Here is a 22,579-nt window from a genome sequence, read left to right as displayed (position 1 = left end):
GGGTGGGGTTAGCGGCGCCGAAGCGCGCGGGCTATGAAGGCAGGCTGGGCGCGCTCTCCGGCGCGTTGTCACCGAGGCGCAGCCAGAGCACGTGTTCGCGCACGTCCTTGGGCCAGTCGGCCATCAGCGTGCGCAGGGCCGGCAGGTTGTCAGCGAAGAGCGCACGCGAGGACTCTTCGAAGCCGGCCCAGTTGCCGGCCAAGGCCGACATGAAGTGGTAGGCCCGCTCTTGCGCCTGGCGGCGTTGAAGCCGTTCCTCGGGCAGCTTGCGCGCGGCTTCCACCAGCTTGCGCAGCGCGACGCTGGCGCCGCCCGGCTGTGCCGCCAGCCATTCCCAGTGCCGGGGCAGCAAGGTCACTTCACGTGCGACCACGCCCAGCTTCGGGCGCCCGCGGCCACGCGGGGCGGCATCGCTCGCGGTTGCTTCTTCGCCGCCGCTCGGGTCGGCGTTTGCTAATGGTGTGGCCTGTTCCGCCTGGTGCCTCGCTACGCGGGCCAGCACGTCGTCAGAGGAGCCGTGGAAGTTGAGATCGACGCTGCGGCCGCTGTCGTCACTGAAGATCCAGACTGTCTCGGGCGTGTCGGCGTCGACGACACGCTTGACGGCCAGCGCGGTGGCTTCCAGCGTGCCTGAGGTGAGGCGGGTTGCGCCGTTGAAGGCGGTGTAGCGAGACGAGGCGGTCATGACGGGCAGGTTTCTCAATGGAAGCCTGAATTTTGCCCGGGCATAAATGCCTTGTCAATATCATCCGGGTAAATAAAAACGCCTCCCGCAGGAGGCGTTAAAAGTCAGCGCTTGCTCGTTACATAGGCGCTGCGAAATCGGCAAGCTTCGTGTCGAACTTGATCAACCACAAGCGGGTGGGCCGCTCGGTGTCGCTGCCCCGGGTGAGTCGCGCCCCGACCGCACCGGCCGGGCAGCCGGAGACGATGGCACCTGCCGCGTCCACGGTGCAGTCTTCGATGCTGCCGGCCACGGTGGCGCCGTTGGCGTCGAGCAGGATGGTGCGCAGGCCGAAGTCATCGTCGTTGACGAGCGCCAGCGTGTGTTCGTCGACCAGCGTCAGGCCTTCGGCCTTCTCGGCCAGCCAGCCGGCGGCGTTGAGGTCGAGCAGCTCGGTCTTCTTCAGCGTAATGACTGTCGAGTAGTCCGCGCCGTTGGATGCCGCCTGCGTGATGCTGCTGACCTCGAGGTTCTGGTCCATCGCGGCGATGTCGGTCGCGTCGGGCGGAATCTCCACCAGCATCAGCTTGTTGAAGACCTTCGCGTCGCCCTTGCGCGCGCCCTGCTCGATGACGATGAACTTGCCGTTACCCAGACTCACCACGTCGCCGAGCTTGGCGTTGCCGGTGCGGTCCTTGTCGTACAGGCTGCCGTCGATCGGGTAGGCGTAGAGCTTGGACGTTTCGGTGGCCGGGTCGAATTCGAGCCAGCGGGTGAACTTGGCGATGTGGCGCACGTCGGTGTTGGTGCCGCCGGGCGGCTTGGCTTTCAGCGACTTGCCGGCACCGTCCTTCGGGTCGATGGGGCTTTGCAGAAAGCCGTGCAGCTTGCCGCTGGCAACGTCGAGCGTCAGGCCTTCCATGCCGCGGTTGACACGGCGCAGCGCCATCACCGCCGGCAGGTCGGCCGCGCCGGTGCCGGGGCCGTACTTCTTCTGGATGATGCCGGTGGCGATGTCGATCTTGGCGATGAAGGGCCCGTATTCGTCGCTGGTCCACAGCACGTTGCGCGCGGTGTCGAGCACCAGGGTCTCGGGGTCGAGGCCGTTGGGGTCGTAGTTGGACTTGCTCACATCGAACACATAGGCGTCAGTCAGCGGCGTCTCGCCGGTCGACCCGAGGCCCGACTGTGGCGGCAGGCCGGTGATCTTCTTGTCGGCGCTCAACTTGAGCGGCGTGCTTGACTTCAGCACCGCGCCCGTCTTGCCCACGCTCACGAGGCCAAAGCTCGGCGCGAACGACGGCGCCGGGAACACCTTGCTGATGTTGAGCGTGCCCGCGGCGGCACCGGGCACCGGTGCGGTGGGGCCGTCGCCGTTCGGGCCGCGGTCGGTGATGGCGTAGAACTCGAGCGTGCCGTCGGCCGCCTTGCCCTTGAACGCGAGGCCCGAGCCGTAGGCCGGCAAAAAGCCGTCGGCGAAGTCCGCCTTGATGGCGGCGTTGCTGCCTTCGTAAGGCACGTTGAAACTCTTGTCGGCCTGCAGCTGGTAGCGGGTGATGCTCACGCCGACGCTGCCCAGCGTGTGGGTCTGCGTCGACGCCTCAGCGACCGGCGTGCCCAGCGCGGAGCCCAGGGTGTTCTCGAAGTGTTCGCGAGCCAGCATGCGGCGAGTGTCGTCGACAACGCGGGTGTTGTACGGCGCGGGCAAGGCGGCCAGCGTGGCGTTCAGGGCGGCGTTGAAGGTGGCAGATGGCGCGCTGAAATCCAGCGACTTGCCGGCCAGCGCGGTCTTTGCGGCCGCGGTGAGGCGAATGCCGTTCGACGGGTCGAGGTCGTCGTCGAGAGATTGCAGTGCGAGCAGGCGGTTGACGACGGCGTCGGCCTTCACGTCCGCGCTGCTGGTGGTCGAAAGACCGGCCAGCGTCAGCGGCGTGATGGTGGTGGCGCAAGCTGCCGAGCCGAGTGCCAGGCCTCCGGCGCTGAAGCTCAGCGTCTGGCCAGCCTGGCAGCTGAAGTGGCCATCGGCCGTGGTTGCCGTGGCCGTGCCCCCGGCAACGCTGTAGTCGAGCCCTTCAACCGCGGAGTCGAGGAAGCTGCCGACCGTGGTGGCAGGTGGCGGAGCCGGCGCGTCGTCATCGCTGCCGCCGCAGGCGGAGAGCAGCATCGCCGTCGCAGCGAACGCGGCCCAGGTCTTCTTGTGTGTGTTCTTGTGATGTGTGTTCATGGTGGGGGCGATGTGCGCGACATGCGCACGCCCCGGGCATTGAACGCACGGCGTGTGAAAGCCGTGTGACACCGAACCTATCGTTCACCCTTGCGGTAGGGCTTCATCAGCGCCTGCGGGTACGCCGCGCGCCGCGCCATCACGACCAGCGCGACGATCGATAGCAGGTAGGGCAGCATCAGATAGACCTGATACGGCACCGCCACGCCGAAGAGTCCGCTGCCCGACTGCTGCAGGCGCAGTTGCAGCGCATCGAACAACGCGAACAGCACGGCACCGAGCAAGGCCTTGCCCGGCCGCCACGACGCGAAGACGACCAGCGCCACGCAGACCCAGCCCCGGCCGTTGACCATGTTGAAGTAGAAGGCGTTGAAGGCCGCCAGCGTGAGAAAGGCGCCGGCCACACCCATCAGCGCCGAGCCGGCGACGATGGCACCGATGCGCACGCGCGCCACGCTCAGGCCCTGGCCCTCTGCGGCGGCGGGGTTCTCGCCGACCATGCGCACGGCCAGGCCGATGGGCGTGCGGTAGAGCACGTAGCCGATCAGCGGCACCAGCAGGAGCGCCAGCAACGTGAGCGGTGTCTGCGCATTCAGCACCGGGATCGGCAACCACGCCATCTCGGTAAACGGCTGGATCGTCGGTGGGCTGTCGACCTTCGGAAAGCTCACACGGTAGGCATAACTAGCGATGCTGGTGGCAAAGAGCGTGATGCCAAGGCCGGACACGTGTTGCGACAGGCTCAACGTCACCGTCAACAGCCCATGCAGCAGACCGAACGCTGCACCGATTGCCGCCGCCGCCAGCACACCCCACCACAGGCCGGCACCGTGATACACCGCGAGCCAGCCAGCGAAGGCGCCTGCCACCATGATCCCTTCGATGCCGAGATTGAGCACGCCGGCGCGCTCGCACAGCAGCACGCCGAGCGTGCCAAGGATCAGCGGCGTGGCGATGCGCAGCACGGCGACCCAGAAGGGCATGCTCAGCAGCAGGTCGAGGGTTTCAGCCAGCATGAACGGCTCGCCGATTGAAGACAACGCGGTACTGGGCGAAGAGCGTGGCCACCAGCATCGACAAGAGCGACACCGAAACGATCACATCAGCAATGTAGGTCGGCACGTTGACCGCGCGGCTCATGCTGTCGGCACCGACCAGGATGCCGGCGACGAACACCGCAGCGGCCACGACACCGAGTGGGTTCAGCGCTGCCAGCATCGCGATCACGATGCCGCTGTAGCCGTAGCCTGGCGACATGTCGAGCGTGAGGTAGCTGGTGCGGCCGGCCACCTCGATCGCACCGGCCAGGCCGGCCAGCGCCCCCGACAGCAGCGCCACCTTCACCGTGACCCAGCCGACCGGCATGCCGGCGAAAGCTGAGGCGCGTGCATTGGCACCGACCGCGCGAATCTCGAAACCGGTGGTCGTGAACCTGAGCAGTGCCCACAGCAGCACCGCCAGCACCAGCGCCCCCAGCAAGCCCGTGTGCACGCGGCTGCGCTCGATGAGCTTGCCGAGCTGCAGGGTATCCTGCAGCGCCACACTCTGCGGCCAGCCCATCGCGGTCGGGTCTTTCATCGGGCCGTCGAGCATCATCGAGACGAAGAGCAGCACGATGAAGTTGAGCAGCAGCGTGGTCACGACCTCGTCGACACCGAGGCGGCTCTTCATCAACGCCGGGCCGAGCAGCAGCAGCGCACCGGCGAGTGCGGCCGCGAGCATCATCAGCGGGAACAGCAGCCAAGGCGACAGCTCGAAGCCGCTGCCGCCATGCAGGCCGCCCACGGCCACCGCCGCCAGCGCACCGACGTACAACTGCCCTTCGGCACCGATGTTGAACAGCCGCGCACGAAACGCCACCGCCGCCGCGAGGCCGGTGAGGATCAACGGCGTGGCGCGCGTGAGCGTCTCGCCCCACGCGAAGCGCGAGCCGAAGCCGCCTTCGATCAACAGCGCATAGGCCTGCCCCACCGGCGCACCGGCCCACAACACGAGCAGCGACGACACCGCCAGCGTGAACGCGATGGCGATCAGCGGCGCGGCGAGCTGCAGCGCACGCGAGGTTTGTGCGCGCCGTTCAAGGTGCATGAACGGCTTCTCCGGTCATGGCGAGGCCGATGTCGGTCAGTCTCCATTGCGCGGCCGATCTGGCTTCGCTTAAGTGCCCGTGGTGCATCACCGCGATGCGGTCGGCCAGGGCAAAGATCTCGTCCAAGTCTTCGGAGATCAGCAGAACGGCCGAGCCCTTGGCGCAGGCGTCGAGCAGCTGCCGATGCACGTAGGCCACGGCGCCGATGTCCAAGCCCCAGGTGGGCTGGTCGGCGACGATCAGCACCGGGGCCTTGTCGCCATCTGTCATCAGAGCCCGACCCAGGATGAGCTTCTGCATGTTGCCGCCCGACAAGCCGCGCGTCGGCGTGTCGACGCCGGCCGCCTGTGTGCCGCGGACATCGAAGCGCTCGATCAGCGCCTTCGCATGCGCCCGCGCGACGCCGCGCTTCATCACGCCGCCGCGCGAGAACGCCCGCGTCGTGAAGCGCTCCAGCACTGCGTTTTCCCACACCGGCAGGTCACCCACCACGCCGACCGCATGGCGGTCTTCGGGGATGCGGGCAACACCGGCTTGCACCCAGGCACTGGCCCGCGCCGGCATCGCATGGCCTTGAAGGCGCAGTTCACCGGCATCGAGTTGGCGCAGGCCGAACAGCAGCTCGGCCAACGCCTGCTGCCCGTTGCCCGCCACGCCAGCAATCGCCACGATCTCGCCGGCGCTAAGCGACAGATTCACGCCCTCGATTGCGGCACGGCCGTTCTCCCCGCGCACCGTCGCACCGCGAAGCGTGCAGACCTCTGCCTGCGGCACCGCGGCGCCGGGTTCACGCCGCGGCATCTCGACACGGCGGCCTACCATCAGCTCGGCCAGCATCGCCTTGTCGGCCTCGGCCGCGGGCAGTGTGGCGACGAGCTTGCCGCCGCGCAGCACCGCGATGCGGTCGGACACACGCAGCACCTCGTCGAGCTTGTGGCTGATGAAGATCACGCCCAGGCCTTGCGCGACCAGCTGCTTCAGCGTGGTGAAGAGCGACTCCGCCTCAGCCGGCGTGAGCACCGCCGTGGGTTCGTCGAGGATCAAGATGCGCGCGCCTTGACGCCTGCCCACCGACACCAGCGCCTTGAGAATCTCGACGCGCTGCCGCTCGCCCACCGACAGGTCGGCCACCCGCGCATCGGGGTCGACCAGCAGGCCGAAGCGCTGCGCGGTGTCCACCAGCGCGGCACGCGCTTCGCGCCGCCTGGAGAACGGCAGCCACAGCGGCTCGGTGCCAAGCAGCACGTTGTCGAGCACGCTCAGGTTGTCGGCCAGCGTGAAGTGCTGGTGGACCATGCCGATGCCGGCCGCGAGCGCCGCCTTCGGCTGGCCCGGCGGCAGCGGTTGGCCGAAGACCTCGACCGTGCCTTCATCCGCGCGGTAGTGCCCGAAGAGGATGGACACCAGCGTGCTCTTGCCGGCGCCGTTCTCGCCCAGCAGCGCCAGCACCTCGCCTTGTGCGAGCGTCAGCGAGATCGCATCGTTGGCCACCAAGCTGCCGAAGCGCTTGGTGATGCCGGTCAATGCGAGCGCGGTGCTCACCGCAACGGCGGCCGGTGTGCCACGGTCACTTCGCCGTCGGCTTGGGCTGGCTGTCGTCGACCTTCACCGTGAGCTTGCCGTCGGCGATCGCCTTCTCGGCCGCCTTGACCTTGGCCACGATCTCGGCCGGCACCTTCTTCTCGAAGGTACCCAGCGGCGCGAGCTCGGAGCCCTTGTGCTTCATCATCGAGTAGGGGCCGTAGTCTTCGGCCTTGAAGCTGCCGGCCTTGGCGTTCTTGATGGCGAGGTCGATGGTGGGCTCCATGTTCCACAGCGCCGAGGCGACCACGGTGTCGGGGTACTTGTCCTGCGTGTTGATCACGTTGCCGATGGCGAGCTTGCCTTTTTCCTTGGCGGCGTCGCTCACGCCGAAGCGCTCGGCGTAGAGCAGGTCGGCGCCCTTGTCGATCTGCGCGAAGGCGGCTTCCTTGGCCTTGGGCGGGTCGAACCACGAGTTGATGAAGGTCACCATGAACTCGACCTTGGGGTTGACCTCTTTCGCACCGGCCATGAAGGCGTTCATCAGGCGGTTCACCTCGGGGATGGGGTAACCGCCGACCATGCCGATCTTGTTGGTCTTGGTCATGCCGCCCGCCACCATGCCCGACAGGTAGGCCGGCTCCTGGATGAAGTTGTCGAACACCGAGAAGTTGGGCTCCTGCGGCTTGCCCGAGCTGCCGAGCAGGAAGCTGACCTTGGGGTAGTCCTTCGCGACCTTGCGCGCTGCCGCCTCGACCGCGAAGGCCTCGCCGACGATCAGCGTGTTGCCTTTCTCGGCGTAGCCGCGCATGACGCGTTCATAGTCGGCGTTGGTGACGTTCTCGCTGAACACGTATTCGATCTCGCCACGTGCAACGGCGGCCTTCAGCGCCTTGTCGATGCGGCTGACCCATTGCTGCTCGACCGGCACGGTGTAGATCGCGGCGACCTTCAGCTTGGCCTGGGCCAATGCGGCACTGCCCACGGTGGACAAGGCCAGGGCGGCAAGCACACCGCGCAGCGCGGCACGGCGGACGAATGGCAAGGACATGGGAATCTCCTTCGATGGGTGAGGGGCGTGGCAGGTCGTATCAAGCACGGTCGCATTAAGCAAGAGCTGTTCCGCCAGCGTCAATTGGCATGCACCCAGCAGGGCGGGGTTTCGAAGTCTCGGGCGACTAAAATTGCGCTGCTTCGCCCTGCCCCGTCTTCCACCTCAGCCGCTCGGCTGCCTCACGCATGAACCTGTCTGCCCTCACCGCCCTTTCTCCGCTCGACGGCCGCTATGCCCCCAAGGTGGCGCCGCTGCGTGCGCTGCTGTCCGAGTTCGGGCTGATGCACCGGCGCGTGCAGGTCGAGGTGGAGTGGTTCATCGCGCTGTCGGACGCCGGCTTCGCCGAGTTCAAGCCCTTGTCCGAAGCAGGCCGCGGCCTGCTGCGCGGGCTGGTGACGCGCTTCTCGGAAGCCGATGCCCAGGCCATCAAGGACATCGAGAAGACCACCAACCATGACGTGAAGGCGGTCGAGTACTGGCTGAAGAGCCGCTTCGACAACACGCCCGAGTTGAAGGCGGCCGGCGAGTTCGTGCACTTCGCCTGCACCAGCGAAGACATCAACAACACCAGCCACGGCCTGATGCTCAAGGCCGCGCGGCAAGAGGTACTGCTGCCCACGCTCGACAAGATCATCGCCACGCTGTCCACGCTGGCCAAAGACCTGGCCGATGTGCCGATGCTGGCGCGCACGCACGGCCAGACCGCGAGCCCCACCACCGTGGGCAAGGAAGTGGCGAACGTGGTCGCACGCCTGGCCAATGCACGCAAGCGCATCGACAGCGTGGAACTGCTCGCCAAGATGAACGGCGCGGTCGGCAACTACAACGCCCACCTGTCGGCCTACCCCGATTTCGACTGGGAGGCGTTCAGCCGCAAGGTCATCGAGAAGCAACTGGGCTTGGCCTTCAACCCGTACACCATCCAGATCGAGCCGCACGACTACATGGCCGAGCTGTTCGACGCGATCACGCGCACCAACACCATCCTGATCGACTGGTCGCGCGACGTGTGGGGCTACATCAGCCTGGGCTATTTCAAGCAGCGCACGAAGGAAGGCGAGATCGGCTCGTCGACCATGCCGCACAAGGTCAACCCAATCGACTTCGAGAACGCTGAAGGCAACTTCGGCCTCGCCAATGCCCTGCTCACGCACCTGAGCCAGAAGCTGCCGATCAGCCGCTTCCAGCGCGACCTGACCGACAGCACGGTGCTGCGCAACATGGGCGTGGCGATCGGCTACGCGCTGCTGGGCTACGACAGCCTGCTGCGCGGCCTCTCCAAGCTCGAAGTGAACCGCGATGCGCTGGCAGCCGATCTCGACAACGCCTGGGAGGTGCTGGCCGAACCGATCCAGACGGTGATGCGCCGCTACAAGCTGCCCAACCCGTACGAGCGCTTGAAGGAGCTCACGCGCGGCAAGACCATCACGCGCGAAGCCATCCAGCAGTTCATCGGCACGCTCGAGATCCCCGAGGCCGAGAAGACGCGGCTGCTGGCGATGACGCCCGGCAGCTACACCGGCATCGGCGCAGCGCTGGCCAAAAGAATTTGAGCCCCTCAGTCGCTCCGCTCGGCCTTGCAGGCCGTGCTGGCGGCTCAGGCATATGAGGACTGACATGAAATTCACCGACCAGCTCAGCGCAGCTCAGCGTGCCAACGATTCAATGCTCTGCGTGGGCCTCGACCCGGAGCCGGCCAAGTTTCCGGGCTCGTGGAAGAACGACGCGAGCCGCATCTACGAGTTCTGCGCTGCGATCGTCGACGCCACCAAAGACCTGGTGATCGCCTACAAGCCGCAGATCGCCTACTTCGCCGGCAATCGCGCCGAAGACCAGCTCGAGCGGCTGATGGCGCACATCAAGCGCGTTGCACCGGGCGTACCGGTGATCCTCGATGCGAAGCGCGGCGACATCGGCAGCACTGCCGAGCAGTACGCGCGCGAAGCCTTCGAGCGCTACCAGGCCGATGCGGTGACGCTGTCGCCCTTCATGGGCTTCGACTCGATCGAGCCCTGGCTGCGCTACACCGACCGCGGGCTGATCTTGTTGTGCCGCACGTCCAACCCTGGTGGCTCCGACCTGCAGGCACAAAAGCTCGAAGGCGGCAGCATGGTCTACGAACACATCGCCCGCCTCGCGCAGGGCGAGTGGAACCAGACCGGCCAGCTCGGCCTCGTGGTCGGTGCGACCTTCCCGGGCGAGATTGCGCGTGTCCGCGAGCTGGCGCCGACGCTGCCTTTGCTGATTCCCGGTGTCGGCGCGCAAGGCGGTGATGCGCAGGCCACGGTGCGTGCCGGTTGGCGACCTGATGCGCCCATCGTCGTGAACTCGTCGCGCGCCGTGCTCTATGCATCGTCGGGTGCCGACTTCGCTTCGGCCGCGCGCACGGCGGCGCAGCAGACGCGCGCGGCGTTGAATGCGGCACGGTCGTCACCGTCCGCACACGGGGAAAACGAGGCCACGCGCGCGCTCTAGCGCAGGCCACACTGCAGCACCCTTCGCGTCGGGGCTCCTGCATGAACGAACCTCGCGAATCCCTGCTGGACCATCCGGTCGCGGCCTACCCCCTGGGGCTCAGCCGCCGCGTCGCCAGGTTGCTCTTCGGCATGGGTTGTGGCATCTCGATCACCGGTGCCCTGTTCTGCGCCAGCTCCGCGATGCCTTCCCAACCGGGCATCAAGCCGCTGCTGGTCGGCACCTGCCTGCTGCTGGCGCTGTGCTTCGCCGCGGCGATGGTCATGCTGCAGCGTGCCGCGGTGGAAGCGGCCGAGCGTGAGCAGCGCTTTCGCGGCCTGCTGGCCATTGCGGCCGACTGGTACTGGGAACTCGACGCTGAGCTGCGCTTCAGCCGCATCGTCAACCGCCCGCTCAGCGGTGCGTCTGCCGCGACCGACGCAAGGCTTGGCCTGCACCCCTGGGAAGCGCCCGACATGGAGGTCGACCCGGCCGCGTTGTCAGCGAATCGCCAGGACCTGGAAGCACGGCGCGGCTTCAGCGACCTGTTCATTCGCTATCGCGCCCCGTCGGGCCGCATGCTGCATTTCAGCGTGAGCGGGCGGCCGCACTTCGACGACAAAGGCAACTTCACCGGCTACTGGGGTGTGGGCCGCAACGTCAGCGCCGAAGTGCTCGCACGTGAAGCGCACCAGCAAAGCGAGAGCCGCTACCGCGAACTGTTCTCGCTGTCGCCAACCCCGCTCGTGCTGCACCGCGACGGCATCACCCTGCTTGCCAATGACAGCGCCGCGCGCCTGTTCGGCTTCAAGTCGGCCGAGGAGATGAACGGCTTCGAATTGGCGCAGCTCTACCCCGCCTCCTCTCACGAGGTGTTGCGCGAACGCCGCAAGACGCTGCTGGCGCAACCGATCGGCAAGAGCCTGGACCTGGCCGAGGTGCAGCTCCACGCGATCGACGGCCGGCGCATCACCGTGCAAGCCAACGGGGTGCGCGTGAACGCACCCGATGGGCCGGCGGTTCTGGCGCTGTACCACGACATCACCGAACGCGTGACCATCGAAGCGGCGCTGCGGCGATCGGAAGCCATGCTGTCGCACCTGTTCGCCACCAGCCCCGACCTGATCACGCTCACCGACATGGAGACCGGCACCTACGTGATGGTCAACCCCAGCTTCACGCGCGTGTGTGGCTACGCTGCCGACGAAGTGGTGGGCCGGAGCTCGCTCGATCTGGGCATCTGGCGCGACATCGAACAACGCCGGAGCATCCTTTCGGCGGTGAAGTTGGGCGACGAGGTCGTCGACGTGGAAACGCTGTTCCGCACCAAGGCAGGCCAGACGGTCACGGTGCTGGTCTCGGCGGGCAGGTTCTCCATGGACGGGCGTGACTACCTGGTGATGAATGGCCGTGATGTCACGGAGAGCCAGCGGGCTCGGCTGGAGCACGCGGCCATCCTCAAGAACGCGTCGATCGGCATCGCCCTCACGCGGGACCAGCGCTTCCTGCAGGCCAACCCGCGCTTCGAGAGCATGTTCGGCTGGGAAGCGGGCACGCTGGTCGGTGCGCCGGGGACGGCGGTGTGGGGCAGCCAGGAGGACTATGAAAACTTCGGCCGCCTCGCCTCGCCGCTGCTCATACAGGGCAAGCTCGTCGAGTTCGAGCAGCAGATGGCGCGGCGCGATGGCAGCCTCTTCTGGTGCCGCCTGCTGGCCCAGGTGGTGGACCCGACCCACCCGACGCGCGCCGGCACCATCTGGATCGCCGAAGACGTGACCGAACGCCGCCAGATCGACCAGGCGCTGGCCGCAGCGCGCGACGTGGCCGAGGCCGCGAGCCGCGCCAAGAGCGCCTTCCTCGCCAACACCAGCCACGAGATCCGCACGCCTCTCAACGGCTTGCTGGGCCTGGCCAACCTCGCCATGCAGCCCGGCATCGAGGCTGCGCGGCGCCAGCAATACCTGGAGCAGATCCAGGACAGCGCACAGAGCCTTGCGGGCATCATCTCCGACATCCTCGACCTGTCGAAGATCGAGGCCGGCAAGTTCAGCCTCGAAGCCGTGCCCTTCAACCTGCATGTGCTGCTGAAGGCGGTGCACCATGCCTATCACTCGTTAGCTCAGGCGCGCTCGCTCGAGCTGGAAATCCACATCGCCGACAACGTGCCCGCCACGGTCAGTGGCGACCCGGTGCGCCTGCGCCAGATTCTCAGCAACTTCATCACCAACGGCCTTAAGTTCACCGAGCGTGGCCGAGTGCAGATCGGCGTGGCGCGATCCACCGACCCGGCCTGCCCGCACCACATACGCTTTACCGTGAGCGACACCGGCGCAGGCATCGACGCGGCCACGCAGCAGCGCCTGTTCCAGCCCTTCACCCAGGCCGACGACTCGACCACCCGGCGCTTCGGCGGCACCGGGCTGGGCTTGTCGATCTGCAAGGAGCTGGCCGCGTTGATGGACGGCCATGTCGGCATGCACAGCGCGCCAGGCCATGGCAGCCGCTTCTGGGCCGAGGTCCCCCTCCCCGAGACCGCTGCGCCGCTGATCGACCCGCACCTGGAGGCGCAGGACATCGAACGCCTGGCCGGCATGCGCGTGCTGATGGTCGAAGACAACGCCGTCAACATGATGATCGGCGTGGCCATGCTGGAACAGTGGGGCGTCGAGGTGACGCAGGCGGTCGATGGCGTTGAAGGCGTGGCCGCAGTCGAGCGCGCGTTCGCAGCGCAGCGGCCGTTCGATGCGGTGCTGATGGACGTGCAGATGCCGCGCCTGAGCGGGCACGAAGCGGCCAAGCGGCTGCGCGGAAAGCATTCGGCCGAGCAGCTGCCGATCATCGCGTTGACGGCCGCGGCGTTGGTGTCTGAGCGCGACGAGGCGTTGGCCGCAGGGATGAACGACTTCCTCACCAAGCCGGTGGACGCGCATCGGTTGAGGCAGGCGTTGATACGGGCGGCCGGATAGCTTCGGGCTCTCGCACCGCTGTTCGTCCGAGCAGCCGTTGCTCGCAACGGGGCGGGCCTATACTCACCACGCGCTGATTTGTTCCGGCTTGCGGGCGCTTTATAAATTCGGCTAAAGACAGGACGCACTACCCGGTGTCCCGCTTTGGCGGTGCCGGGTTTTTTCTTTTGGGTGCGTCATGGGTTCAGTGGGGTTGGTCACACCGCAGTCGATGTCGTTCGCAGAGCCGCTGCCGTTGCAAAGCGGTGCGAGCTTGCGCGACTACACCTTGGTCTATGAGACCTACGGCACGCTCAATGCCGACAAGAGCAACGCGGTGCTGGTGTGCCATGCGTTGAACGCGTCGCACCATGTGGCCGGCACCTATGCCGACCAGCCCAAGAGCGAAGGCTGGTGGGACAACCTCGTCGGCCCTGGCCAGCCTCTGGACACGAACCGCTTCTTCGTGATTGGCGTCAACAACCCCGGCTCGTGCTTCGGCTCTACCGGGCCGATGCATACCAACCCCGCCACTGGCACGCCCTATGGCGCCGACTTCCCGGTGGTGACGGTGGAAGATTGGGTCGATGCCCAAGCCAGGCTGCTCGACGGCTTGGGCATCAAGCAATTGGCCGCCGTGCTCGGTGGCAGCCTGGGCGGCATGCAGGCGCTGAGCTGGTCGCTGCGCTACCCCGAGCGCCTGCGCCACTGCGTGGCCGTGGCGACCGCACCGAACCTGTCGGCTCAGAACATTGCCTTCAACGAGGTGGCGCGGCGCGCCATCATCACCGACCCGGAGTTCTACGGCGGCCACTTCTACGCACACGGCGTGGTGCCGCGGCGCGGCCTGCGTGTGGCACGCATGATCGGCCACATCACCTACCTGAGCGATGACTCCATGGAGGCCAAGTTCGGCCGCAGCCTCAAAGGCAGCCAGCCTGCCTACAGCACGCAAGACATCGAGTTCGAGATCGAGAGCTACCTGCGCTACCAGGGCGACAAGTTCAGCGAGTACTTCGACGCCAACACCTACCTGCTGATCACCCGCGCACTGGATTACTTCGACCCGGCGCGTGCGCACGGCGGCGACCTGAGCGCCGCCTTCGCCGCCGCGCGCTGCAAGTACCAGCTTGTGAGCTTCACCACCGACTGGCGCTTCTCGCCGGCGCGCTCGCGCGAGCTCGTGAAGGCCTTGCTCGACAACCGCTTCGACGTGAGCTACGCCGAGATCGACGCGCCGCACGGGCACGATGCCTTCCTGCTCGACGACCCGCGCTACCACGGCGTGCTGCGCGCCTGCTTCGACAACATCGCGAAGGAGGTGACGCGATGAGCGATCTCAAGACGATGGAGCTGATTGCACAACTGGTGCCGAAGGGCTCGCGCGTGCTCGACTTGGGCTGCGGCAATGGCGCCTTGCTCGCCCACCTGCGCGACACGCGGCAATGCAACGGCTACGGCATCGAGATCGCCGATGACAACGTGCTCGCCTGCACGCAACGCGGCGTCAACGTGATCCAGCTCAACCTCGAGGAAGGCCTGGCCATCTTCGAAGACCAGAGCTTCGACGTGGTGCTGCAGCTCGACACCATGCAGCACTTGCGCCATACCGAGCGGCTTCTTCGCGAGACGGCGCGTGTCGGGCGCGTAGGCGTCATCAGCTTCCCCAACTTTGCACACTGGCCGAACCGCCTGCGCGTGGCGACCGGGCGCATGCCGGTGACGAAGGCGCTGCCGTATCAGTGGTACGACACGCCCAACATTCGCGTCGGCACGTTCACCGATTGCGAGGTGCTGCTGCGCAAGGATGGCTTCCAGGTGCTGGACGCGTTCGGCATGCAGGATGGAAGGGCTGTGCGGCGCTTTCCCAATCTGATGGCGAGTGTGGCGGTGTTCAAGTTCCAGCGGGGGTGAGGCCCTCCGCGGCGGGCCGACGCGCGCGATAAAGCATCGTCCCCCTCGACTGCAACACACCAACGTTCCCTTCCGGGTTCATCCCCCTCTGCCCTGAATCGAAGCTGGCTACGATCCCGGCATGGCCGATGATCCCCTTGTCTTGCGCCCCGCCACACTGGCAGATGCCGAGGCGCTCGGCCGGCTCAACCAGGACCTCATTCGCGACGAAGGCCCTCGCACCCGGATGAGCCTTGCCGAACTCACCGAGCGCATGCGCAACTGGCTGGCGTACGAAGGGTATGAAGCGCTGCTGGGGTTCGATGGCGATGCAGTAGTGGCCTACGTGCTGTGGCGTGACCTGCCCGACAGCGTCTACCTGCGCCAGATCTACGTGCAGCGCGAGTACCGTCGACAGGGCACCGCGCGGCAACTGATGCTCACGCTGTTCGAGCGCTGGCCCGACAAGCGGCTCACGGTCGACGTATTGGCCGGCAACGCAAGGGCGCTCGCCTTCTGGCGGCGCATGGGCTACCAGGACTATGCGGTGATGCTGGAACGTTTGCCGGTGGACGACGAAAAGCGCTGATGCTGAAGTTCAACGCGCACCCGACAAGCGCGCGCGTCGCCCCCACAGCGCGGCGACCGTCCACCACACGCAGAGAAACACGAGCCAGATCGACAGCCCGAAAGCACCGGCCATCAGCAGGCTGTCGGCGGTGATGCCGAACGACGGGCGGAACGCGTCCCACGTGGCTTGCGCCATGGCGGGGTCGGGCTGACGAAGCAAATAGGCGAGCTGATGGAACACGTCGGTGTCGAGCGCGGTGAGTGCGCTGCGCAAGGACGCGACCGAATCGGCGATGGCCTGGATGGCAGCGCCCTCGGCGTGGAAGGTCGGGTCGGTGCTTGCGAGGTGGTGCTGGATCAGTTTGGCCAGGCTGCCCTCGTGAAAGCGGTCGGCAATCTGCTGGAAGGGCGCGAGGTCTTGGAGGGCCTGGCCCAGTGCGCCGCCGACGCGCTGGCGGTATTGCGCAAGGTAGCTCGGCACCATGCCGCCGGCCACCACGCCGACGATGAGCACTGCACGATCGAGAAGCCCTCGCAACAGTGCCATGAGCATCAGCCGCCGCCGGGCCGGCCCAGCGGGTGCCGGCAAAGCGACGTGGGGGCTGGCATCTCAGCCGCTGCCGGGCCGCCCCAAAGCGGCTGGCGCCCCCCCGGGGGGCAGGAGCAAAGCGACGTGGGGGCCGACATCCCTAGCGCTCGTTGCCGAGCAAAGCGTCTTTCAGGTTGCTGTCGGCCGGCGAGGGGCCGACCCAGATCTTGAGCACCATGCCGAAGAACTCGGCATCGCCCACCGGGTCGCCTTGCGGCTTGCCGACGATGTAGAACTGCGTGCCCTTGCCGGGCAGGTAGTCCATCGCGAACGAATCGCCCGGCATCAGCTTGGAGCGGCCCGAGAAGATCTCGATCAAGCGGCTGGTGGAGATGCTGTGCTTCTGCACCGTCTCCTTCGGCGTGTTCTCGGACATGCTCTTGATGAACAGCAGGCCGAGGTCGGTCCCGGGCAGCTCGCGCAACGCCACGAACTGCAGGCGCTTGGGGCCGGGCGTCGCGAGCAGTTCTTCAGGGGTGCTGACCTTCTTGGTGGTGTACAGCGCCATGTCGTACACCTTGAAGACTGCCTTGTAGCGTGTGCCGGCACCGTTCAGCTGCAGCGGCGTTCCCTGCAGCTGCGCCGTGGGTTCGAACTTGGTGGACGGTGCGGCTTGTGCCGTGCTCACCATCAGTGCCAGGGTCAAGGCCAAGGCCGCATGCACAGGGGCAAGAGCTAGGGCTGCGGGTCTGCGCATGAAAGCCTCCAACGAGTTCGAGTTTTGAGTACGGGCCATTATTCTGGCTTGCCGCGCGGTAAACAAGCCCGAAAACCCGTTGCACGCATCACGCCTCGTGCGGTATTGCTTGCGTTTGCGCCGGCTGCGCGGGTGCCTTGACAGTGCGCTCGATCAGCACCGAATCTCCGAACTCGTGGGTGCGGTACGCATCCGATTCCAGCGTCTGGTCGACGCGCTGCAGCAATGCTTCGCTCGCAAAAGCCTGTAGCAACTCGTGGTGGCTGGTGCCGGGCTCGTGCGTGCCGCTGATGAGCGCGTCGACCACGCGCAAGCGTGTGTGGGGGCCGATGCGTTGCGTCGCGACACCCATGCCGCTGCGCAGGCCGCCGAGCGAGGCCGCATGCTCCAGCGCACGGGTCACGGTCGTGCCCAGCGCGACGATGCGTCCGCCGCGGGCTCGCGCCAGCTCGATGGCTCGCACCGTGGCTTCGGGCAGGTGGTAGGGCTCGTCGAAAGGCAGGCGCGCATCGAGTGCCGCATCCCCCGTCGACGAGATGCCGGCCGCGTGCGTGAGCGTGGCGAACGCGACGCCTCGCTCATGCAGCGCATGCAGCATCTGCCCGTCGAGCACGAAGCCGGCCGATGGCGGTTCGAAGGCGACCGGCAAGGCCGCCACATGCGTCCACACATCCCACAGCGCCAGCGGTTCGGCGACGTGCGCGTACTGGATGGGCCGGCCGTGGCGGGCGATGCCGGCCCAGATGGCATCGGGCGTCCCGTCAAAGCGCAACAAGATCAGCCGGGGATGGCCGAGCGTATGCACGACCCGCGCACGCAGCGGCCCCAGCACCAGCGTATCGCCGCGGTGCAGCGACGGGGGCGGTGCGCGGTCTTCGGTGCGTGTGCGGTGATCTCCTTCGCCAAAGACGATGGCGGTGAACTCTTGCACGTCGTCGACGGCGAGCGAACGGCGGCCGGCCAGGCGCACTTCGATAGGCCAGCCGGTCGGCCCGTGCAAGCCGCTCAGGCTGGCCGGCAGGGTGGCCGCATCGTTGGCGACCAGCAGGTCGCCCGGGCGCAGGAAGTTCGGCAACGCGCGGCGTGGCGCGTGGTGCAGTTGGCCTGTGGCGTCGACGACCAGCAGTCGCGCGTCGCGCGGGCGTTGAACCGGGGTGGTGGCGGCTTTCATGTCGAGGCCTTTTCGATCAGTGCGGCGACCTCGCGTGCGGCCTGTGTTGGGCGCTTTAGCGTGGCAGGGTCGGCATCGGGTACGGCCAGCGCGTGCAACGGCGTGTCCATGTCGCCGGGGTCGACGGCGATCACCTGTACGCCCTGTTCGCGCAGCTCTTCGTCCCAGATGCGGCTCAGGTGCTGCAGCGCGGCCTTGCTTGCGCCATACGCGCCCCAGCCCGGGTAGGCGGACACGGCGGCATCGCTCGTGATGTTGATGACCAGCGCGGGCCGGCCATCGCGCGCGGCCGAGCCCAGCGCCCCGAGCAGGGCCTTCGTCAGGCGAAACGGCCCGAGCAGGTTGGTGGCCAGTGCGGCTTCTAGGTCCTCGCATTCGGTGTCGGCGAGCAGGGCCAGCGGCTCGGGGCCGAGGCTGGAGGCGTTGTTGATGAGCACGTCGAGCCCGTCGAGCGCCGCGGTGATCTGCAGCGCGAGCGGGTAGATGTCGTTCTTGCGCGAGACGTCGCCGACCAGCCCGTGCGTGCCGGGCAAGCTGCGTGCGACCTCGGCCACGCGTGTCGCATCACGTGCGACAAACGCGACGCGGGCGCCGTGCTCGCTGAACAGCCGGGTGAGCGCGAGGCCGAGGCCCGAGGTGCCGCCGGTGATGGCCACGCGGAGGTCGCGGGGAATGTTCAAGGTGGTCATGATGAGAGGCTTTCGTGTTTCGATGACGCGAAGATAGGACGCGGTGCCGCGCGCGGCGAGCCCCATGTCCAGCGCATTGGCACAAGGTTGGCGGGGTGGACAAAGGTCGTCGCACAATCCGGTTGCCATGGCCACCGATGACTCCTCTCCCGTCGCATCCCACCTCGCACGCAACCTGGTGAGCCTTCGCCACACCCGTTCGCTCACGCAAGACGGGCTGGCCAAGGCTGCCGCGGTGCCGCGCTCGACGATTGCCAATCTTGAGTCGGGCGAGGGCAATCCATCGCTCGCGGTGCTGGTGAAGGTCGCGGGCGCGCTGGGTGTGCCGATCGATGAGCTGCTGGCCTCGCCGCGCGCGATGGTCCGCCGATGGGCGAGCGGTGAAGTCGCCAGCCGCACCAAAGGCCGCGGCGTCAGCATTCGTGCGCTGGTGCCCGAGCCGGTGCCCGACGAGATGATGGAGGTGATGGACTTCGCCCCCGGCGCGGTGATGGGCGGCACACCGCACCTGCCGGGCACGCGCGAGTTCTTCACCTGCCTCGACGGGCGCGTCAACCTGATGGTGGCTGGCGAGCGCTACACCCTCGATGAAGGCGATGTGCTGGCCTTCCCGGGCAACCTGCCGCATTCGTACCAGAACGCCGACGCCGTTGCCTCGGCTCGCGGTGTGTCGGTGGTGGTGCTGGCGAAGGCGGGCGTCTAGCGCCTCACAAACGTGAGATGCCGGGCAGCAGCTGGAAACTGCGGTCCTTCAGCGTCTCGACGAAGGCGCGCACGTAAGGCCGTTGTGACAGGCCGGCCTGTCCGGCGGCATACAGGCGCGAAGTCAGGCCGCGTTTGCCCACGGGGCGGGTGCTGATGTAGCCGCGTTCCACGTAGGGCTGCAGCGTCCAGCTCGGCAGCACCGCGATGCCGCGGCGGCTGGCCACCAGCTGCAGGATCGCCACCGTCAGCTCGGACGTGCGGCGCTGCGGGTTGATGCCCGCGGGCCCGAGCACCCGCATGATGTCGAGCAAGGCATCGGGCACGGGGTAGGTGATCAGCGTCTCGTCGGCAAAGTCGCGTGGCGTGAGGTGCGTGCGCGCCGTGAGACGGTGGTCGTTGGCCATCACCGCCAACATCGGGTACTGGAACAACGGCGTGAACTCGATGCCGCCGCTGTCATCGATCTCGGAGGTGATCGCGAGCTCGGCACGCTGGCTCACGACCAGGCCCACCGGGTCGGCGTGAAAGCCCGAGACGATGTCGAGTTCGACATCGGGCCAGTGCGGGCGGAACGCGTCCATCGCCGGCATCAACCAGTCGAAACAGGTGTGGCATTCCACCGCGATGCGCAACGTGCCCGCGCTGCCGCCGGCCATGTTGGCCAGGTCGCGTTCGGCCAGCTGCACCGCTGCCGTGACTTGCTCGCCCAGTTGCGCCAGGCGCAGTCCGGCCGGTGTGAGCCTCACCGGCTGCGTGCGCCGCTCGAGCAAGGGCACGCCGTACACGCCTTCAAGCAACTTGAGCTGGTGAGACAGCGCCGACTGCGTGAGGTGCAGGCGTTCGGCTGCAGCGCTCAGGCTCGATGCTTCGAGCAGCACGGCCAGGGTGCGCAGATGGCGCAGCTCGAGAGGAGTCGTCATGGCGGTATGAGCAAGATTCAAGTGAAGGCTGAAATACTTTCGCTTGAATCATAAAGGTGAGCTGCCTAGCATTCGCGGACTTTGCACATTCGAGGCCGACGATGAAGACGCACACCCTGGGTTTCCCGCGCATTGGCGCACACCGTGAACTGAAGTTCGCGCTCGAGCGCCACTGGCGCGGCGAATCGCAACCCGAGGTGCTGCCGCAGATGGCGCAAGACCTGCGCGCACGACATTGGCTGGCGCAGCGCCATGCGGGCCTCGACTTCGCGACGGCCGGTGACTTCTCGCTCTACGACGCGATGCTCGACCACGCGCTGATGTTCGGTGCGGTGCCTTCTCGATTCGGCTTCGAGCCCGGCACGCTGAGCCAGCAGCAGTACTTCGAGCTTGCGCGCGGCAATGCGGCGCAGGGTGCGATGGAAATGACGAAGTGGTTCGACACCAACTACCACTACCTCGTGCCCGAGCTCACGCCGGACCAGAGCTTCAGCCTGCATGCCGGGCCGCTGCTCGACGCGGTGCGCGAGGTCGAGCACCGCAGCTTCACGCCCAAGCCGGTGGTCATCGGGCCGCTGACCTTTCTGTGGCTCTCCAAGATGCGTGGCCTGCCGGCCGGGGCCGATGAAGCCGAGGCCAAGTTGGCGTTGTTGCCGCGGCTGTTGCCCGTCTACCAAGAGCTGCTGGCCAAGCTCGGCGCGAAGGCCGTGAGCTGGGTGCAGATCGACGAGCCGGTGCTGGCGCTCGACCTGCCGGAGGCCTGGGTCAATGCGCTCAAGGGCGCTTATGAGGCCATCGCGCCGCAACACCTGCAGGTGTTGCTCGCCACCTATTTCGAGTCGGTGGAACGGCATCTGCCCTTGCTGGCCACGCTGCCGATCAACGGCCTGCATCTCGACCTGGTGCGAGCCCCGCAGCAGGTAGCCGCGGCGCTTGCGCACTGGCCGCGCAATAAGGTGCTGTCAGCGGGCGTAATCGATGGCCGCAACATCTGGCGGGCCGACCTGCGCAAGGTGCTGACTCAGCTCAAGCCGCTGCATGAGCACTGGGGCCATCGCCTCTGGCTCGCGCCGAGCTGCTCGCTCCTGCATTGCCCGGTCGACGTCTCGGTGGAGTTGCGCCTCGACAGCTCGGTGCGCAGCTGGCTGGCGTTTGCGGTGCAGAAGCTCGACGAACTGGGCACGCTCAAGCGCACGCTGCTCGACGGCGAAGCGGCCGAAGCCAAGGCGCTGGACGGGAGCGACGCCGCTCAGCGCTCGCGCCGCGAGAGCCCGACGGTTCATCAAGCGGAGGTGCGCCGCCGCGTCGACGAGCTCAAAGCGGCCGATGCGCAACGCGCGCAACCCTACGCCGGGCGCAGCACCCAACAGCGCCAGCGGTTGGCCCTGCCGCCGTTCCCGACGACGACCATCGGCTCGTTCCCGCAGACCAACGAGATCCGTGTGGCGCGCGCGCGTTTCAAGCGCGGCGAGCTGCGCGAGCCGCTGTACCGCGAGCAGATGCAGCAGGCCATCGAGCAGGCGGTGCGTGAACAGGAAGCGCTCGGGCTGGACGTGCTGGTGCACGGCGAAGCCGAGCGCAACGACATGGTCGAGTACTTCGGCGAGCAGTTGTCGGGCTACGCCTTCACCGAGAACGGCTGGGTGCAGAGCTATGGCTCGCGCTGCGTCAAGCCGCCCATCATCTATGGCGACGTCGCCCGCCCCGTGGCCATGACGGTGGCGTGGACGCGTTACGCGCAGAGCCTGACCCCGCGCTGGATGAAGGGCATGCTGACCGGCCCGGTGACCATGCTGCAATGGTCCTTCGTGCGTGATGACCTGCCGCGTGAGAAGGTGGCGCTGCAGCTGGCACTGGCCTTGCGCGACGAGGTGGTCGACCTCGAAGCGGCAGGCATTGCGGTGATCCAGATCGACGAACCCGCGTTCCGCGAAGGTCTGCCGCTTCGCCGCGCCGACTGGGCGGCCTACCTCGAGTGGGCGGCACGCGCCTTCCGGGTGAGCGCCAGCGGCGTGCGCGACGACACGCAGATCCACACCCACATGTGCTATTCGGAGTTCAACGACATCTTGCCGTCGATCGCGGCGATGGACGCCGACGTGATCACCATCGAGACCTCGCGCTCGCAGATGGAGTTACTGCGCGGCTTTGGTGAGTTTGCGTACCCGAACGAGATCGGCCCGGGCGTCTACGACATCCACTCGCCACGCGTGCCCGACGCACAGGAGATGCTGGCGCTGCTGCGCAAGGCACGCGAGGTGATCCCGGACGATCGACTGTGGGTCAACCCCGACTGCGGCCTGAAGACACGGGGCTGGGAGGAGACACGTGCCGCCTTGCAGCACATGGTGCAGGCGGCGAAGGCGCTGCGCGAGGAAGCCGGCGCAGCGTAGC

At 67.1% G+C, this 22,579-nt stretch carries 19 protein-coding genes; 8 read left to right on the top strand and 11 right to left on the bottom strand.

From position 1 onward, the window contains the following. Positions 1 to 31 precede the first annotated feature (31 nt). From AC1DYS_RS00875 to AC1DYS_RS00850, 6 genes are all read right to left on the bottom strand, one after another. A complete protein-coding gene (locus AC1DYS_RS00875; RefSeq protein ID WP_477895125.1) occupies positions 32 to 685 on the bottom strand; it encodes a DUF2239 family protein in 654 nt (217 codons plus the stop codon). Positions 686 to 803: 118 nt separating this feature from the next. After that, the gene (locus AC1DYS_RS00870; RefSeq protein WP_477895123.1) at positions 804 to 2,888 is read right to left on the bottom strand and encodes an esterase-like activity of phytase family protein; all 2,085 of its coding nucleotides are present in this window, start codon (positions 2,886 to 2,888) and stop codon (positions 804 to 806) included. Between the two features lie 77 nt (positions 2,889 to 2,965). Further along, a complete protein-coding gene (locus AC1DYS_RS00865; RefSeq protein WP_477895121.1) occupies positions 2,966 to 3,904 on the bottom strand; it encodes an ABC transporter permease in 939 nt (312 codons plus the stop codon). Then, complete coding sequence (locus tag AC1DYS_RS00860; protein WP_477895119.1) at positions 3,894 to 4,976, bottom strand: ABC transporter permease; 1,083 nt, start codon at positions 4,974 to 4,976, stop codon at positions 3,894 to 3,896. The genes AC1DYS_RS00865 and AC1DYS_RS00860 overlap by 11 nt, the downstream gene beginning before the upstream one ends. Continuing rightward, a complete protein-coding gene (locus AC1DYS_RS00855) occupies positions 4,966 to 6,519 on the bottom strand; it encodes an ABC transporter ATP-binding protein (protein ID WP_477895117.1) in 1,554 nt (517 codons plus the stop codon). The genes AC1DYS_RS00860 and AC1DYS_RS00855 overlap by 11 nt, the downstream gene beginning before the upstream one ends. A gap of 25 nt (positions 6,520 to 6,544) precedes the next feature. Then, complete coding sequence (locus AC1DYS_RS00850; protein WP_477895116.1) at positions 6,545 to 7,549, bottom strand: BMP family protein; 1,005 nt, start codon at positions 7,547 to 7,549, stop codon at positions 6,545 to 6,547. Between the two features lie 188 nt (positions 7,550 to 7,737). Here AC1DYS_RS00850 and purB point away from each other — a divergent pair, with 188 nt between their 5' ends. The 6 genes from purB to AC1DYS_RS00820 all read left to right on the top strand — a co-directional run bounded on the left by purB (position 7,738) and on the right by AC1DYS_RS00820 (position 15,433). Next, positions 7,738 to 9,105, top strand: a complete 1,368-nt coding sequence (purB, locus tag AC1DYS_RS00845) for an adenylosuccinate lyase (protein ID WP_477895114.1) — start codon at positions 7,738 to 7,740, stop codon at positions 9,103 to 9,105. 64 nt (positions 9,106 to 9,169) lie between these two features. Next, entirely contained in the window at positions 9,170 to 10,027 is an 858-nt protein-coding gene (gene pyrF / locus AC1DYS_RS00840) for an orotidine-5'-phosphate decarboxylase (protein ID WP_477895112.1), read from the top strand. A 41-nt stretch (positions 10,028 to 10,068) separates the two neighbouring features. Next, a complete protein-coding gene (locus tag AC1DYS_RS00835; RefSeq protein WP_477895110.1) occupies positions 10,069 to 12,972 on the top strand; it encodes a PAS domain-containing hybrid sensor histidine kinase/response regulator in 2,904 nt (967 codons plus the stop codon). A 178-nt stretch (positions 12,973 to 13,150) separates the two neighbouring features. Beyond that, a complete protein-coding gene (gene metX, locus AC1DYS_RS00830; protein ID WP_477895108.1) occupies positions 13,151 to 14,284 on the top strand; it encodes a homoserine O-succinyltransferase MetX in 1,134 nt (377 codons plus the stop codon). Next, positions 14,281 to 14,865, top strand: coding sequence for a methionine biosynthesis protein MetW (metW, locus tag AC1DYS_RS00825; RefSeq protein WP_477895106.1), 585 nt, complete (start codon positions 14,281 to 14,283; stop codon positions 14,863 to 14,865). The genes metX and metW overlap by 4 nt, the downstream gene beginning before the upstream one ends. A gap of 121 nt (positions 14,866 to 14,986) precedes the next feature. Then, on the top strand, positions 14,987 to 15,433 hold the full coding sequence (locus AC1DYS_RS00820; RefSeq protein ID WP_477895104.1) for a GNAT family N-acetyltransferase: 447 nt from the start codon (positions 14,987 to 14,989) through the stop codon (positions 15,431 to 15,433). A 9-nt stretch (positions 15,434 to 15,442) separates the two neighbouring features. Here the strand turns inward: AC1DYS_RS00820 and AC1DYS_RS00815 are convergent, their stop codons facing one another. The 4 genes from AC1DYS_RS00815 to AC1DYS_RS00800 form a co-directional block, all read right to left on the bottom strand. Continuing rightward, complete coding sequence (locus AC1DYS_RS00815) at positions 15,443 to 15,961, bottom strand: DUF2937 family protein (protein ID WP_477895102.1); 519 nt, start codon at positions 15,959 to 15,961, stop codon at positions 15,443 to 15,445. A gap of 142 nt (positions 15,962 to 16,103) precedes the next feature. Further along, entirely contained in the window at positions 16,104 to 16,700 is a 597-nt protein-coding gene (locus AC1DYS_RS00810) for a chalcone isomerase family protein (protein ID WP_477895100.1), read from the bottom strand. 88 nt (positions 16,701 to 16,788) lie between these two features. Continuing rightward, positions 16,789 to 17,871, bottom strand: a complete 1,083-nt coding sequence (locus AC1DYS_RS00805; RefSeq protein ID WP_477895098.1) for an S-adenosylmethionine:tRNA ribosyltransferase-isomerase — start codon at positions 17,869 to 17,871, stop codon at positions 16,789 to 16,791. Then, on the bottom strand, positions 17,868 to 18,560 hold the full coding sequence (locus AC1DYS_RS00800; RefSeq protein WP_477895096.1) for an SDR family NAD(P)-dependent oxidoreductase: 693 nt from the start codon (positions 18,558 to 18,560) through the stop codon (positions 17,868 to 17,870). The genes AC1DYS_RS00805 and AC1DYS_RS00800 overlap by 4 nt, the downstream gene beginning before the upstream one ends. 127 nt (positions 18,561 to 18,687) lie before the next feature. Here AC1DYS_RS00800 and AC1DYS_RS00795 point away from each other — a divergent pair, with 127 nt between their 5' ends. Next, complete coding sequence (locus AC1DYS_RS00795) at positions 18,688 to 19,263, top strand: helix-turn-helix domain-containing protein (RefSeq protein ID WP_477895094.1); 576 nt, start codon at positions 18,688 to 18,690, stop codon at positions 19,261 to 19,263. 4 nt (positions 19,264 to 19,267) lie between these two features. On the opposite strand, the gene AC1DYS_RS00790 is transcribed toward AC1DYS_RS00795, so the two are convergent. Next, a complete protein-coding gene (locus AC1DYS_RS00790; RefSeq protein WP_477895092.1) occupies positions 19,268 to 20,185 on the bottom strand; it encodes a LysR family transcriptional regulator in 918 nt (305 codons plus the stop codon). A gap of 101 nt (positions 20,186 to 20,286) precedes the next feature. On the opposite strand from AC1DYS_RS00790, the gene metE reads away from it, so the two are divergent. After that, positions 20,287 to 22,578, top strand: a complete 2,292-nt coding sequence (gene metE, locus AC1DYS_RS00785; protein ID WP_477895090.1) for a 5-methyltetrahydropteroyltriglutamate--homocysteine S-methyltransferase — start codon at positions 20,287 to 20,289, stop codon at positions 22,576 to 22,578. The last annotated feature ends 1 nt before the right edge of the window (position 22,579 follow it).

Source organism: Rhizobacter sp. P2_G4 (genome assembly GCF_056403575.1).
The sequence above is the reverse complement of the archived record's forward strand: the minus strand, read 5'-3'. Positions and strand labels throughout refer to the sequence as shown.